The sequence below is a fragment of the Dactylosporangium sp. NPDC000555 genome (assembly GCF_040300025.1).
In the GTDB taxonomy this organism is placed as follows: domain Bacteria; phylum Actinomycetota; class Actinomycetes; order Mycobacteriales; family Micromonosporaceae; genus Dactylosporangium.
Genome location: NZ_JBEPDB010000137.1, coordinates 1 through 13,605 on the forward strand (window position 1 = coordinate 1; position 13,605 = coordinate 13,605).

General features: G+C 73.4%; 11 protein-coding genes. 7 read left to right on the forward strand and 4 right to left on the reverse strand.

Annotation, left to right across the window (positions count from 1 at the left end; all coding sequences use genetic code 11):
• From ABT297_RS40935 to ABT297_RS40955, 5 genes are all read left to right on the forward strand, one after another.
• Window positions 1–982 (forward strand): thioesterase domain-containing protein (locus tag ABT297_RS40935; protein WP_350558848.1); only part of this gene is annotated, 982 nt, incomplete at its 5' end.
• Between the two features lie 9 nt (window positions 983–991).
• Complete coding sequence (locus tag ABT297_RS40940) at window positions 992–2,311, forward strand: MFS transporter (RefSeq protein WP_350558851.1); 1,320 nt, start codon at window positions 992–994, stop codon at window positions 2,309–2,311.
• Window positions 2,308–5,613 carry a non-ribosomal peptide synthetase gene (locus tag ABT297_RS40945; protein ID WP_350558854.1) on the forward strand — a complete coding sequence of 1,102 codons (3,306 nt, stop codon included), beginning with the start codon at window positions 2,308–2,310 and terminating at the stop codon, window positions 5,611–5,613. Before ABT297_RS40940 ends, ABT297_RS40945 begins: the two co-directional genes overlap by 4 nt.
• Window positions 5,613–6,776, forward strand: coding sequence for an acyl-CoA dehydrogenase family protein (locus tag ABT297_RS40950; RefSeq protein WP_350558857.1), 1,164 nt, complete (start codon window positions 5,613–5,615; stop codon window positions 6,774–6,776). Before ABT297_RS40945 ends, ABT297_RS40950 begins: the two co-directional genes overlap by 1 nt.
• Window positions 6,773–7,792: an acyl-CoA dehydrogenase family protein gene (locus ABT297_RS40955; RefSeq protein WP_350558860.1), complete on the forward strand. Its 1,020-nt coding sequence runs from the start codon at window positions 6,773–6,775 to the stop codon at window positions 7,790–7,792. The genes ABT297_RS40950 and ABT297_RS40955 overlap by 4 nt, the downstream gene beginning before the upstream one ends.
• On the opposite strand, the gene ABT297_RS40960 is transcribed toward ABT297_RS40955, so the two are convergent.
• Entirely contained in the window at window positions 7,781–9,160 is a 1,380-nt protein-coding gene (locus ABT297_RS40960; RefSeq protein ID WP_350558863.1) for an MFS transporter, read from the reverse strand. The genes ABT297_RS40955 and ABT297_RS40960 overlap by 12 nt on opposite strands.
• Window positions 9,161–9,317: 157 nt before the next feature.
• Between ABT297_RS40960 and ABT297_RS40965 the strand changes: the two genes are divergently transcribed.
• Entirely contained in the window at window positions 9,318–10,244 is a 927-nt protein-coding gene (locus ABT297_RS40965; protein ID WP_350558866.1) for a helix-turn-helix transcriptional regulator, read from the forward strand.
• Here ABT297_RS40965 and ABT297_RS40970 read toward each other — a convergent pair.
• Complete coding sequence (locus tag ABT297_RS40970) at window positions 10,155–11,060, reverse strand: LLM class flavin-dependent oxidoreductase (RefSeq protein WP_350558869.1); 906 nt, start codon at window positions 11,058–11,060, stop codon at window positions 10,155–10,157. The two genes, ABT297_RS40965 and ABT297_RS40970, sit on opposite strands and share 90 nt — an antisense overlap.
• Window positions 11,061–11,191: 131 nt before the next feature.
• On the opposite strand from ABT297_RS40970, the gene ABT297_RS40975 reads away from it, so the two are divergent.
• Complete coding sequence (locus tag ABT297_RS40975; RefSeq protein WP_350558872.1) at window positions 11,192–12,049, forward strand: helix-turn-helix domain-containing protein; 858 nt, start codon at window positions 11,192–11,194, stop codon at window positions 12,047–12,049.
• A 96-nt stretch (window positions 12,050–12,145) separates the two neighbouring features.
• Here ABT297_RS40975 and ABT297_RS40980 read toward each other — a convergent pair whose 3' ends face one another.
• The gene (locus ABT297_RS40980; protein WP_350558875.1) at window positions 12,146–13,177 is read right to left on the reverse strand and encodes a 2-oxoglutarate and iron-dependent oxygenase domain-containing protein; all 1,032 of its coding nucleotides are present in this window, start codon (window positions 13,175–13,177) and stop codon (window positions 12,146–12,148) included.
• A gap of 12 nt (window positions 13,178–13,189) precedes the next feature.
• Window positions 13,190–13,605 (reverse strand): RBBP9/YdeN family alpha/beta hydrolase (locus ABT297_RS40985; protein ID WP_350558878.1); only part of this gene is annotated, 416 nt, incomplete at its 5' end.

Below are 13,605 nucleotides of genomic sequence, written 5' to 3' on the forward strand. Positions count from 1 at the left end.
GCCCGACCCGGGCGAGGCCGCCGGCGCCGGGCACGTCCCGGCCACCGGCGCCACCCAGCTTCGCCTCGCCGAGATCTGGGCCGCGCTGCTCGCAGTGTCCGCCGAGCGGATCGGCGCGAACGACACGTTCTTCGACCTCGGCGGCAACTCGCTGCAGACCGCGCAGCTGATCAGCCGCATCCGGCAGGCGACCGGCACGGCGCTGCACCCCCGGGAGCTGTTCGCCAACCCCACCCTGCAGCGCCTCGCGGTGCTCGTCGACGGCGGCCCCAGCGGCGACGCGGCGCACGACCCCGGCTCGCCGCTGGTGCCGCTGCGGCCCGGCGGCGAACGGCCGCCGCTGTTCCTCGTGCACGCCGTCGGCGGCACCGTCGGGCCGTACCTGCCCCTCGCCGGGCTGCTGGCCGCCGACCGGCCCTGCTACGGGCTGCAGGGCAGCGCCGGCGACGCGGGGGTGCCCGGCCTCGCCGCGGCCTATGCCGAGGCGATCCGCACCGTGCAGCCGCGCGGGCCGTACCACCTCGCCGGCTGGTCCTTCGGCGGGACCGTCGCCGTGGAGATCGGCCGGCGACTGCTCGCGGCCGGCGAGCCAGTGGCGTTCGTCGCGCTGCTCGACACCGGCCTGCCCACCGGCGACCCCGCGGCCCAGCCGCCCGGCGAGGCGGAGCTGCGCACGTGGTTCGCCGAGGACGTCGCCGGGGCCGGCCTGGGCACCGCGGTGCCGCCCGGCGAGCTCGAGGCCCGCTTCGTGGCGTTCGCGGCCAACACCCGGGCGTTCCTGGCGCACCGGCCGGAGCCGTACGACGGCCGCCTGGTCCATGTCAGCGCCGCCGAACGCGACGACGACGCCGAACGCTGGCGGGCCGTCGCCCCCGTGGCGTTCGAGCACCACACGGTCGGCGGCGACCACTACACGGTGCTGCGCCCGCCGCGGGTGACGGCCGTGGCCAGCATCCTCGACACCCTGCTCACCGAGCGCTAAGGAGCCAGCATGGCCGAGCCCGCTCCGGTCCCCGTGGCCGGATCGCTGTGGCGCGACGCGGACTTCGTGAAGTTCTGGTCCGCGGAGACCCTGTCGCTGGTGGGTGCGCAGGTCTCGCTCGTCGCGATCCCGCTGCTGGCGGTCACCACCCTGTCCGCCACGCCGTTCGAGATGGGCGCCGTCACCGCCGCCCAGACGGCCCCGTTCCTGCTGTTCACGCTGCTGGCCGGGGTCTGGGTCGACCGGGTCCGGCGGCTGCCGCTGCTGCGCGCCGCGAACTTCGGCCGGGCAGTGGTCTACGGCGTCATCCCGCTGGCGATCGTGCTCGACGTCATGAACATCGGGCTGCTCGGCGTCCTGGTCTTCGTGGGCGCGACGCTGACGGTCGTGTTCGACCTCGCGTACCAGTCCTACCTTCCCTCGCTCGTCGGCAGAGACCACCTCATCGACGCCAACGGCCGGCTCGAGGGCAGCCGCTCCTTCGCCCAGGCGGCCGGACCGGGGCTCGGCGGCCTGCTGGTCGGAGTGCTCACGGCGCCGATCGCGATCGTCGTCGACGCGGCCACGTACCTCGTCTCGGCCGCGACGCTGCTGACGGTACGGCACAAGGAGCCCACGCCCGAGCCGGAGCCCGGCCCGCAGACGTCGCTGCTGACCCAGATCGGCCGCGGGGTGCGGCTGGCGGTGTCGAACACGTACCTGCGGGCGCTGGGCGCCGAGGCCGCCACCTACAACCTGTTCAACCAGATGCTGTGGGCGGTGCTCATCCTGTTCCTGTCCCGCAGCCTGCACCTGTCCGCCCTCACCATCGGCATCGCGCTCAGCGCCGAGGGGGTCGGCGCGCTGCTCGGCAGCACCGTCGCGGCCCGGCTCAGCCGCCGCCACGGCCTGGGCCGCACGCTGATCGCCTCGATCATCGTGGCCAACCTCGCGCCGCTGCTGATCCCGGCCGCGGGCGGCGGCCCCGTGGCGGCGGCCGTCATCGTGGGCCTGGCCCTGTTCGTCAACGGGGCCGGCCTGTCCATCTACGCCATCCAGGCGATCAGCGTCCGGCAGGCCGCCGTCAGCTCCGACGTCCTGGGCCGCACCAACGCCGGATACCGCTTCGCGGTCACCGGCGCCGCGGCGATTGGCGCCCTCATTGGCGGCGCGCTCGGCGGATGGATCGGCCTGCGCGCGACGATGCTCATCGGCGGGCTCGGCACGCTCGCCGCGATCTGGTTCGTCGTGCGCTCCCCCATCCCGCAGTTGCGCGACCTCACCGAGCTGGAACCCGAGTCCGCGACCGCCGAAACGCAGGCGGCCACAGCAGCAGGAGATCAGCGTTGACCGACACCGCAGACCTCACCGACATCCGGCGCGCGTTGCTCGACATCAAGACCCGGCGGAGCCTGGCGGAGCAGGCCGAGCGGGACCGGATCGCCCCGGTGCCCCGGGACCAGCGGCTGGCCGTCTCCGCGCAGCAGCGGTTCCTGTGGTTCCTGCATCAGCTCGCGCCCGGCACCCCGATGTACAACGAGCCCTCCGCCTGGCGGCTGCGCGGCGAACTCGACCTCCCCGCGCTGCGTGCGGCGTTGCGAGCCGCGGTGGCCCGCCACGAGAGCCAGCGCAGCCGCTTCGGCGACGAGCACGGCGTTCCGTACCAGGTGATCGACCCGCCGCCCGACGCGTGGCCGCTGCCGGTGGACGAGGGCACCGAGCCGTCCGTCGGCGACTGGATCGACGCGGGCGTACGGGCCCCGTTCGACCTGCGGCGCGGGCCGTTGTTCCGCTCCTCGCTGCTGCGCATCGCCCCGGACGATCATGTGCTGCTCCTCGTGTGGCACCACATCGTCGCCGACGGCTGGTCGGTGAAGGTGCTCCTCGACGAGATCACAGCCCGCTACACGGCGACCCGGACCGGAGCCGATGTGGCACTACCGGACCTTGCCGTCCAGCCGGCCGACCATGCGGCGTGGCAGCGCCGATGGCTGGCCGGTGACGAGGCGGACCGGCAGGTCGGCCACTGGCGCGACGCGCTCGCCGGGCTGGAGCCGCTGGACCTTCCGACGGACCGGCCGCACCCGGTCCAGCCGACCGGCGCCGGTGCCGTCTTCCAGACCCGGCTGCCCCGTGCGCTCGGCGACGGCCTTCGCGAGCTGGCCCGGGCCGAGGGCGTCTCCCTCCTCGCCGTGCTGACGGCCGGGTACCAGGTGACGCTGGGCCGGCACACCGGTCAGCGGGACATCGCGCTGGGCACGGTGATGTCGGGGCGGACCCGGCCGGAGGTCGAGCCGATGGCCGGCATGTTCGCCAACACCGTGGTGGTGCGCGGGAACCTCACCGGTGACCCCACGTTCCGCCAGCTGGCCCGCCGATGCCACGAGACCCTGCTCGATGCCATCGCCAATCAGGACCTGCCCTTCGGCACCCTGGTCGAGCAGCTCAAGCCCCAGCGCCTGCCGGGGCGTAATCCGCTCTTCCAGCACGTGTTCACGCTGCTGCCCACGCCGATGGTGGCGCAGCCGCGGTTCGCGGGGCTGCGGGCGGAGCCGGTGACCCGCTGGCCCGGCACAAGCCGGTTCGAGCTCTCGGTGCAGATCACCGACTCGCCGCAGGGCCACCTGGACGTGTGGATCGAGTACTCGACCGAGGTCTTCGACGCCGACCGGATCGAGCGGCTGGTGGAGCACTTCACCACCCTGCTCACCGGGGCCCTGGCCGCGCCGGACAGCCCCGTCGACGCGCTGGACGTGCTGTCCGGCGCGGAGCGCGCACGCGTCCTCACCGGCTGGAACCCGCCGCCCGCAACCGCTGACGCCCGCCTGCTGCACGACCTCGTCACGGCGCGCGTCGCCGAGGCACCCGACCGGGTCGCGATGCGCTTCGACGGCCGCGACCTGAGCTACGGCGAGCTGGACCGGCGCTCGAACCGGCTGGCGCACCTGCTCACCGACGACTTCAAGGTCCGCGGCCGCGTGGTGGCGGTGCTGCTGGAGCGGGGATTCGGGCTGCCGGTCGCGGAGCTGGGCGTGCTGAAGGCCGGCGGGGCCTGGCTGGCGCTGGACCCGCAGTATCCCGCCGAGCGGCTGGCGTACCAGCTCGGCGACGCGGACGCCGCCGTGGTGGTGACCACCTCGGACCTGGCCGATCGGCTGCCCGCCGGCACACCCCGGGTTCTCCTGGACGCCGATTCGCTGGACGGCAGCCCGGACACACCTGCGGCGGTCACCGTCGAGCCGGAGGACGTCGCCTATGTGATCTACACCTCCGGCTCCACCGGCCGGCCCAAGGGCGTGATGGTGCCGCACCGCGCCATCGTCAACTTCTGCACCGCGTTCGGCGAGCTGTTCGCGGTCACGCCGGCCGACCGCATCCTGCAGTTCTCCAACCCGGCCTTCGACGTGAGCGTCTCGGACATCTTCTCGACGCTGAGCGCCGGGGCGACCATCGTCGGCGCCCCCCGCAGCGAACTGCTCGACCCGGACGCGTTGCAGCGCCTGCTCGCCGCGGAGCGGGTGAGCATCGTGGACATTCCACCGCCGGTGCTGGGCATGCTCGATGCCGAGCCGCTGACCGCCCTGCGGGTGCTGTTCATCGGCATGGAACCGTTCGGCGCGGAGCTGGTGAACCGCTGGGCCCGGCCCGGACGGGAGTTCCACAACGGGTACGGCCCCACCGAGGTCACGGTGACCTGCGTGGACTACCGCTGCCCTCCCGAGCCGCTGGACGGCCCGCCGCCGATCGGCCGGGCGATGGCCAGCCAGCGCGCCTACGTGCTGGACAAGCAGCTCCGCCCGGTGCCGATCGGGGTGGCCGGACAGCTGCACATGGCGGGCGCCGGGCTGGCCCACGGCTACCTCGGCCGGCCCGACCTGACCGCGGACAAGTTCCTGCCCGACCCGTACGCGCCCGGCCCAGGCGAGCGGATGTACGCCACCGGCGACCTCGCACGCTGGCGCGCCGACGGCCAGCTCGAGTTCCTCGGCCGCGTCGACCGGCAGGTCAAACTCCGCGGGCTGCGCGTCGAGCTGGGCGAGATCGAGCACGTGCTGGCCGGGCACCCGGACGTGCGGCAGACCGCGGTCGTGGTCAAGGAGCCCGGCACACCGCAGGCGCGGCTGATCGGATACCTGGTGCCGGAGCCGGGCCACGAGATCGACCCCGCCGCCGTGCGCGGCCACTCCGCCGAACGGCTTCCGCTGCACATGATTCCGGCCGCGCTGGTCGTGCTCGGCGCGCTGCCGCTCACCCCGACCGGCAAGCTCGACCATGCCCGCCTGCCCGACCCCGAGCCGCAGCCGGGGGCCGAGTACGTCGCGCCGGACACCGACAAGCAACGACGCCTCGCCGAGATCTGGCAGTCCCTGCTCGGCCTGGAGGCCGGACGGGTCGGCGCGCAGGACAGCTTCTTCGCCCTGGGTGGCAACTCGCTGCAGGTCACCCAGCTCATCTCCCGCATCCGCGACACGTTCCAGGTGACCCTGGAGCCGCGCCAGCTCTTCACCCACCCGCTGCTCGGCCAGCTCGCCGGCCAGATCGAGCTCGCCCAGCGGCAGCTGCTCGGCGACGACGAGGTCGCGCGGCTCGAGGCGGAGATCGCCGGGCTGTCCGAGGAGGAGCTGGACCGGCTGCTGGACGGGGCGAGCTGATGGACGCGCCCATCGAGCTGACCGGCGAGCAGGAGAAGTTCCGCGCCGAGGTCTGCGAGCTGCTCTGCGAGGATTCGGTACGCGTCGCCGTCGCCCGGTCGCGGCGGATGCCGTACGGGCAGGAGACCGGCCTGCTCGACGTCCACCGGCGACTCGGTGAGCGCGGCTGGCTGGCGGTGAACTGGCCGCCCGAGTACGGCGGCCTCGGCGCCAGCCTCGTCGAAAAGGCCATCCTCACCGAGGAGCTGATCCTGCACGGGGTCCCGGACACGGTGCACACCCTCGGCATCGACATCGTCGGCCTGGCGGTACACCTGTTCGGCACCGAGGAGCAGCGGCGCCGCCTCCTGCCGGGGCTCGCCCGCGGCGAGACCACCGCGAGCGTGCTGTTCAGCGAGCCAGCGATCGGCTCGGATCTCGCCTCTCTCACCACCCGGGCCGAACCCGACGGCGACGGCTGGCGGCTCTACGGCCGCAAGCGCTACAGCATGAAGACGCACCTGTCGGACTTCGCCCTGTGCGCCGCCCGCACGTCGAGCGGGCCCGTCTCGTACCACGGGATCACCCTCTTCATCGTCCCGCTGCGCAGCGTCGGCGTGAGCATCGATCCACTGTGGAACCTCTCCGACGAGCGATTCGACGACGTGACCCTCAGCGGCATCCGAGTGACCCGGGCCGACGTGCTCGGCGAGGTCGACGACGGCTGGCAGGTGATCAACCGGATCCTGCCGCTGGAGCGGACCGGGATCGACTCCGCGGCGAAGGCGGCCCGCCTGCTCGACGCGCTGCTGCGGCACGCGGACGCGACCGGGCGGCTGGCGGAGCCGGTGTACACGCAGCGGCTGCTCGATCTGGACGCGCGGGTGCGCGCGGCCCGCCTGCTCGCCTGGCGCTGCGTGCTGAACCTGCGCACCGGCCGGCCGGACGAGGTCCACTCCGCCACCGCGAAGTGGTACGCCTCCGAGGTCGCCAAGGAGCTGTCCGGCCTGGCGCTGGAGGTCACCGGGCTGGACGGCGTGCTCGACGCGCACGACGCCGCGGCGGTGGCCGACGGCGTCTTCGACGCGGCGTACCGGGAGGCACCCGGGCTCACGCTCGCCGCGGGAACCTCGGAGATCATGCTGTACTTCGTCGGCACGTCGGGATTGGGGCTGCCCTCGTGACTGCGTTCGCGGAGTTCCTCGACACGGAGCTCGCACCACTCGTCCGGCGGATGGCGGACCGGCCGCGGCACCCGGACGGCGCCTCCGACGAGTCCGGCAACCGGCAGATCCGCGCCATGGTGTGGCAGGGGCTGGCCGAGATCGGGCTGCCGACCCGGCAGCAGGACCTGGTCGAGCTGGCCGAGCTGCTGGGCTCGGTCCTGTACCAGGGCCCGCTGCTCGACACCGTCAGCGCCGGCAGCCTGCTGGCTCGGGCCGGGCTGGACGGGCTGATCCGCAAGGGGGAAGCCGTCGCGCTGGCGATCCGCGCGCACGGCGCCGCGAGCCCGGCCGAGCTCGCCCCGGTCGTCGCGGAGCACGGCCTGATCAGCGCCCGGCGCTGCTTCGTGGGATTCGCCGCCGAGGTCGAGCACCTCGTCGTGGTCGGCGACCGGCTCGCGCTCGTGCCCCGCGACCACCCGACGGTCACCCTGCGCCGCTACGAGGAGACGGGCCGCGGCGAGCTCTTCGACGTCCGGTTCACCGGCACTCCCGTCACCGCCTGGATCGGTGACGGCGAGCAATGGCATCCGCTGCTGGCCGCCGCCCGGATCCGGCAGGCCGCATACCTGGTCGGCCTCAGCCAGGGCGCGCTGGACCTCGCGGTCCGCCGTGCGACGTCTCGCCGCCAGTTCGGCCAGCCGATCGGGCGGTTCCAGGCCCTGGCGTTCCGGCTGGCCGAGCTGAGCATCCGCGTCGACGCCGCCCGGCTGCTGGCCCGGGCCGCGGCGCGGGACGCCGACCGGGGGCTCGACGCCCGCCTGGCCGCCGCGCAGAGCCTCGCGACCGCCGCCGAGCTGGCCCGGACCGTCACCACCGCGGCGATGCAGATCCACGGTGCGGCGGGCATGGCGGCCGACAACGACGCCCAGGTGTTCTACCGCAGGGCCGCGATCGAGGCGCTGTGGCTGGGCTCGCCGACCCAGCTTCGCCGCGAGGCCACTCCCCTGCTGATCGAGCGCGTCTCAGACCGATAGCGTCACGACGGTGGTCGCGCCGAGCACGACGGCGGCGATGACGAGGCTGATCCGCATGCCGGCGGAGAAGCCGGCCTGGCCGGCCACCAGCGCGCCGAAGACCGCCACCGCGATCGCGCCGCCGACCTGCCGGATGGTGTTGAGCACCCCGGCCGCGGTGCCGGCCCGCTCAGCCTCGACGGAGCCGAGCAGCAGCCCGGTCAGCGCGGGGACGGCCAGCGCGCCGGCGAAGCCGACCGGCACGGCCACCAGCGCCACCAGCGCGGGCGGGGTGCCGGCGTCGACGAACAGCAGCAGGATCAGGCCGGTGACGGTGCCCGCCTGGCCGACCACCATCGGCAGCCGCGGGCCGAAGCGCTGGATCACCTTGGCCGCGACGAACAGGTTGGAGATCGCCACCAGCGCGGTCGCCGGGACGAACATCAGCCCGGCGACGAACGCATTTTGGTGCAGCACCTTCTGGAAGTACAGGCTGAGCAGGAAAATCGTGCCGTACCAGGCCACGTTGACGGCGAAGCCGGCGGCGATCGACATCGACACCGGGCGCAGCCGGAACAGCCCGAGCGGCATCGTCGGATGCTCCTGCCGGGACTCCACGATGAGGAACGCGGTCACCGCGACCGCGGCGAGCACGAACGCGCCGATCACCTCGGGCTCGCCGTAGCCGCGGGCGCCGCCCTCGATCACGCCGATGGTCAGCCCGGCCAGGCCGAGGATGGCGAGCAGCTGCCCGAGCAGGTCCAGCGGCGCCGCCCGGCGCGGGGACCGCGGCGCCCGGCGCAGCAGAAGCAGGCCGATGATGCCGATGGGCAGGTTGATGAAGAAGATCACGCGCCAGCTCCACGCGCTGGTGAGCAGGCCGCCGACGGCCGGGCCGACGGTGGTGGCGATGGCGCCGCCCGCGGTCCAGGTGGCGATCGCCCGGGTGCGCTGGTGCGCGTCGGTGAACGCCTGGCGCACCATGGCGAGCGAGGCCGGCATGGTCAGCGACGCGGCCACACCCTGCACCAGCCGGGCCGCGACCAACATCCACATCTCGGTGACCAGGCCGCACGCGACGGAGGCGAGGGTGAACAGGGCCAGGCCGCCGGCGAACGCGCGGCTCGCCCCGACCCGGTCGGAGAACGCGCCCGCGGAGAGCATCAGCGCCGCGAACGTCAGCGTGTAGCCGTCGACGATCCACTGCAGGCCGGCGATGCCGCCCTTGAGATCGTTGCCGATCGCCGGCAGCGCCACATTGACGACGAATGCGTCGAGCGAGATCACGACGAACCCGAGCAGGGCCGCCGCAAGCACCGCGTTCGGGGCGACCGACCGGTGCTGGACCGGGGCGACCGGGGTCTGGGCCGGTGGCGTGGCAGTTGCCATGTCACATCCCTCGAAGTCCCTGGAACAAGGGTGAGTTCGTGGCTTGTCAGCAGCAGATCTGACCCGCCGACCGTAACTCGCGCGCAACCGGCGTACCTGGGTGTGGTACACCCCCTCTCCCCCTTGCGACGCGACGCGACACCGACAGACTGGAGTCGTGACAACGAGCCGCGGCGACGAACTGGGACGCTTCCTGCGCGCGCACCGCACGGCGCTGCGGCCGCAGGACGTCGGCCTGCCCGGGGGCACCGGCGTGCGGCGCACCCCCGGGCTGCGCCGCGAGGAGGTGGCCACGCTGGCCGGCGTGAGCGTGGACTACTACACCCGGCTGGAGCGCGGCAAGGAGACACGGCCCAGCGCGTCCGTGATCGACGCGCTCGCCGGCGCTCTGCGGCTGACCCGCGACGAGCACCGCCACCTGCGCGAGCTGGCGAGCCGGCGCACCGCACAACCCTCGCGGGGCGAGCTGTCGCGCCACCTGCGCCCGGGCGTGCGGCACCTGCTGGAGGCGCTGCGCCCCAACCCCGCCTACGTGGTCAGCCCGATCAATGACCTGCTCGCCGCCAACCCGGCCGGCCTGCGCCTGCTCGCCGGCATCGACTCGTGGCCGGCGAGCCAGCGCAACATCATCCGCTACGTCTTCCTGCACCCGGCCGCCCGCCGCCTCTACGAGGACTGGGACGAGATGGCCCCGGGCGTGGTCGCCCACCTGCGCGCGATGGCGGGGGAACACGCGCACACCCCGGAGTTCGTCCAGCTGGTCGGCGAGCTGACGGTCAAGAGCGACGAGTTCGCCGGCCTCTGGGAGCGCTACGAGCTCGACGCGCACACCAACGGCCGCAAGCGCTTCCGTCACCCCACGGTCGGTCGCCTCACCCTGGGCTACGAGGCGATGAGCCTCAACGGCACCGACGGGCAACGGCTGATCGCGTACTACGCCCCGCCGAACACCGCCGACTACGACGCCGTGGTGCTGCTCGACATGGGCGACCCGCTAACTCGCGATCGCTTCGCGGACGGCCGGGACGATCTCACCGGCCCAGAGGCGGAGGGAGGCGCCGTCCGGCGTGTCTCCACCGGGTGAGAAGAGCATGAAGCCCGACGCGTCGTGCTCCAGCACGGCCCCGGTCAGTTCTTCGACCCACTGGCCGACGGAGCCGCCGATCCAGCGGCTGTCGCGGTCGCGCGTGGCGGACAGCGGCCGGTCGGTGATGCGTCCGGGAAAGTTGAAGACCGTGCGGATCTCGCGTGGATCGCGGCCCACGGCCGTCGCCGCTCGGTCGATGATCGGCCGCGACACCCGGTATCGCTCACTGCGCCAATCCGCCGCGTGACCAGGGATCCAGCCGTCGGCCACCCGGCCGGTGGCGGCCAGGGACTTCGGGCCGACCGATCCGGTCCACACCGGCGGCGCGGCCACCGGCGCCGGTTCGATCCGCTCCACCTGGTAGTAGCGGCCCCGGTGGGCGACCGGTGGACCGCCACCCGACAGCAGCCTGACCAGGACGATCGCCTCCTCGAAGGCGTCCACAGCCTCAGCCGGCGACAGCCGCGGCACCCCCATGTCGCAGATCCGGTCCCACAGCCCGCCCGCGCCCATGCCGAGCACGATGCGGCCGCCCGAGAGCGCCGACAGCGACGTCACCGTCCGCGCCAGCATGGCAGCGGGCCGGGTCGGCAGGTTGGTGACGTTGGCAAAGCCCGAGAGGCGCTGCGTGCGCCCGAGGATGAACCCGATGGAGGCGTACGCGTCCAGGCGCCCGCCGAGGTAGGGATGGTCTGACAGCGAGAAGATGTCGAGCCCGTCACGGTCGGCCTGCTGAGCTATCCGCAGCAACTCGGGGCCGTCGTCGATGCCGGCATGCGCGCCGAAGCCGAAGACGACGTTCGGTACAGACACGTGTCCTGCCTTTCACTCGAGGGGCCGTCCGCTGGACCCGATCGTTCAGGTGGCGGTGGCGGTCAGGAAGGCCGGGCTGAGGCTGGTAGTGGCGGGGCCACCCTCCCGATTACCGTCACTGTTACGTTCGGATGGTGAGCGCGAACGAACTCGGCCGATTCCTCCGCATGCGCCGTGAGGCGGTCACTCCGGCCGAGGTTGGGCTGCCCACCGGACCGCGCCGACGCACCTCCGGGCTACGCCGCTCCGAGGTGGCGGCCCTCGCCGGCGTCAGCGTGGAGTACGTCACGCGGCTCGAGCAGGGACGCGACCGCCGGCCATCCCCGCAGGTGCTCTCCGCCCTCGCCGACGCGCTACGGCTGACCGCGAGGGAGCGCACCCACGTGTACCGCCTCACCAAGGCGGCCGACCCCGGGTTCAACTGCCGGGGCAACGTGACTCCGGCGCGCACCGTGCGCCCCACCGTGCAGGCCCTGCTCGACCGGCTCGAACCCACCCCGGCCGTGCTGCTCAACCGGCTCAGCGACATCCTCGCCCATACCGCGGGCTACGAACGGCTCGCCAGAGCGTTCGGGCTGCTGGACTCGGCAGCGCCCAACCTCGCCCGGTTCGTGTTCACCGACGGTCGGGCACGCAGCGTCTACCCGGACTGGGACCAGATCGCCGACGAACACGTCGCCGCGCTCAAACAAGGCCCGTTCCGGGCGGACCCGCACACGGCCGCCCTGGCAGACGAGCTGGCCGCCGCCGCGGGCGACGCCTTCACGAGGCGGGTCGACACCGTTCCCGGGCTGGCGAAGGCCAGCGGCATCCACCGCCTCGCCCATCCCGAGGCGGGCATGCTCCGGCTCGCGTACGAGACGCTCGAACTGCCCGCCGACGACGACCAGCGTGTGATCGTGCACCTTCCCGCCGACGCGGCGACGTCCGTCGCGCTGGACCGCCTCAACGGCCAGCGTCCACAGCCGCTACGGCTCGTGGCCGGGTGACCTCGACCCGGCACGTATGACAACCGCTCGGACGATCAGGAGGCCGCGGACCCGGCGATCGCTCCGTTCCCCGGGTGAGATCGCCGGGCGGCGGCGTCACGCCGGCTCTTGGACCGCGGCCACGTACGGACGGCCCTCCCGCCAGGCGGCGACCTGCTCGGGCCGGCCGAACACCTGCAGGTAATCCTCGACCGACCCCACCGCTGCGCGGCCGACGTGGTACGCGTCGAACTCCGGCTCGCCGTCGCCGACGAACACGTCCAGCGGCTCCACGACGGTGTCGAGGCTCGGATAGACGAAGACCGCCGTGGAGCGGCGGGTGACGGTGCCGCCGGCGACGACACGGTGCCGGCCCGGCTTGAGCAGCCCGTTGGTCCAGTTGGTCAGCAGCGAGCCGGTGAAGACCTGCAGGGCGCCGGGCACGATCGGCACCGAGATCCAGGTCCCGTCGGGGCGCTGGCCCTGCAGCCCGGCGTAGTCGCCCTCCTGGTGCAGCACGGTGAGCACGGAGCTGTCGGCGTGCTCGAGCAACAGGAGCTTCTCCTCGTCGGTGCCGGGTTCCGGGTGGGTCCACGTCGGATAGTCGTTGACGACGAACGTCGTGTACTCCGGCGTACGGCCGGGGAAGGTCTCGACCGGCACGCCGAGCGCCCGGGCGTAGAGGGCCAGCACGCGGCGGGCCACGCCGACGTTGGCGTCGTGGTAGGCGCGGGCAACCTCGCGCAGCCCCGGCTCCTGCGCCGGCCAGACGTTGGCGTGGGCGAAGACGTCGAGGTATTCCTCCGGCACGCCGGCGGCCGCCGCGCTTGCGGGGTCGTCATACTGGCCGAAGCTGAAGCGCTCCAGCTCCAGCCGTCCGTAGTCGTCCGGCCACTGCCGCCAGCCGCGGTACGGGTGGGCCGTCGGGCTGGCGAGCTTCTCCTTCTCCGCCGGCGGCAGGGCGAGGATGCGGCCGATGCTGCCGTGGAAGTCGTCGATGAGCTGCTGCGGCACGCCGTGGTTGACGACCTGGATGATGCCCAGCTGCTCGGCCGCGGCGCGCGCCTGGGCCAGTTCTTCGCTGCCGGGCTCCGCTACCGAAGCGGCCTCGAGGTCGATGACGGGAACACTGACGATTTCGGTGGTCAAGGTCGGCTCCTCTCAGTGCAGGGCGGTGTTGATGATGTGGGCGAGCGTGGCCGGTTCCGTGTCCCGGACCGTGGTGACCGACGCCTGCGGGGCGGCCTGGGTGAAGCGCTGGACCTCGGCGTCGGTGAGTGCGCCGTCCCTGCTGCGCACGAGCAGCGGCGGGTGGCGCAGCTCCGGCAGGCGCTCCCACAGCGGCTCGTCCTGCGGGGCCGGGCCGGGCAGGGAGTCGACGAGCAGCAGGCGGCCGATCGCGGCCGGGTTGCGGGTCGCCGCGTGCAGCGCGACGCGGGCGCCGAGCCCGTGGGCGAGCAGCAGCCGGTGCCGCTGCGCGAAGGATTCGATCGCCTCGACGATGGGCCGGGCGAGCCGGCCGGCACGCCGCGGTTGACCGCCGGGTTGAGCCATGCGTCGAGCTCCTCGATCTCCGC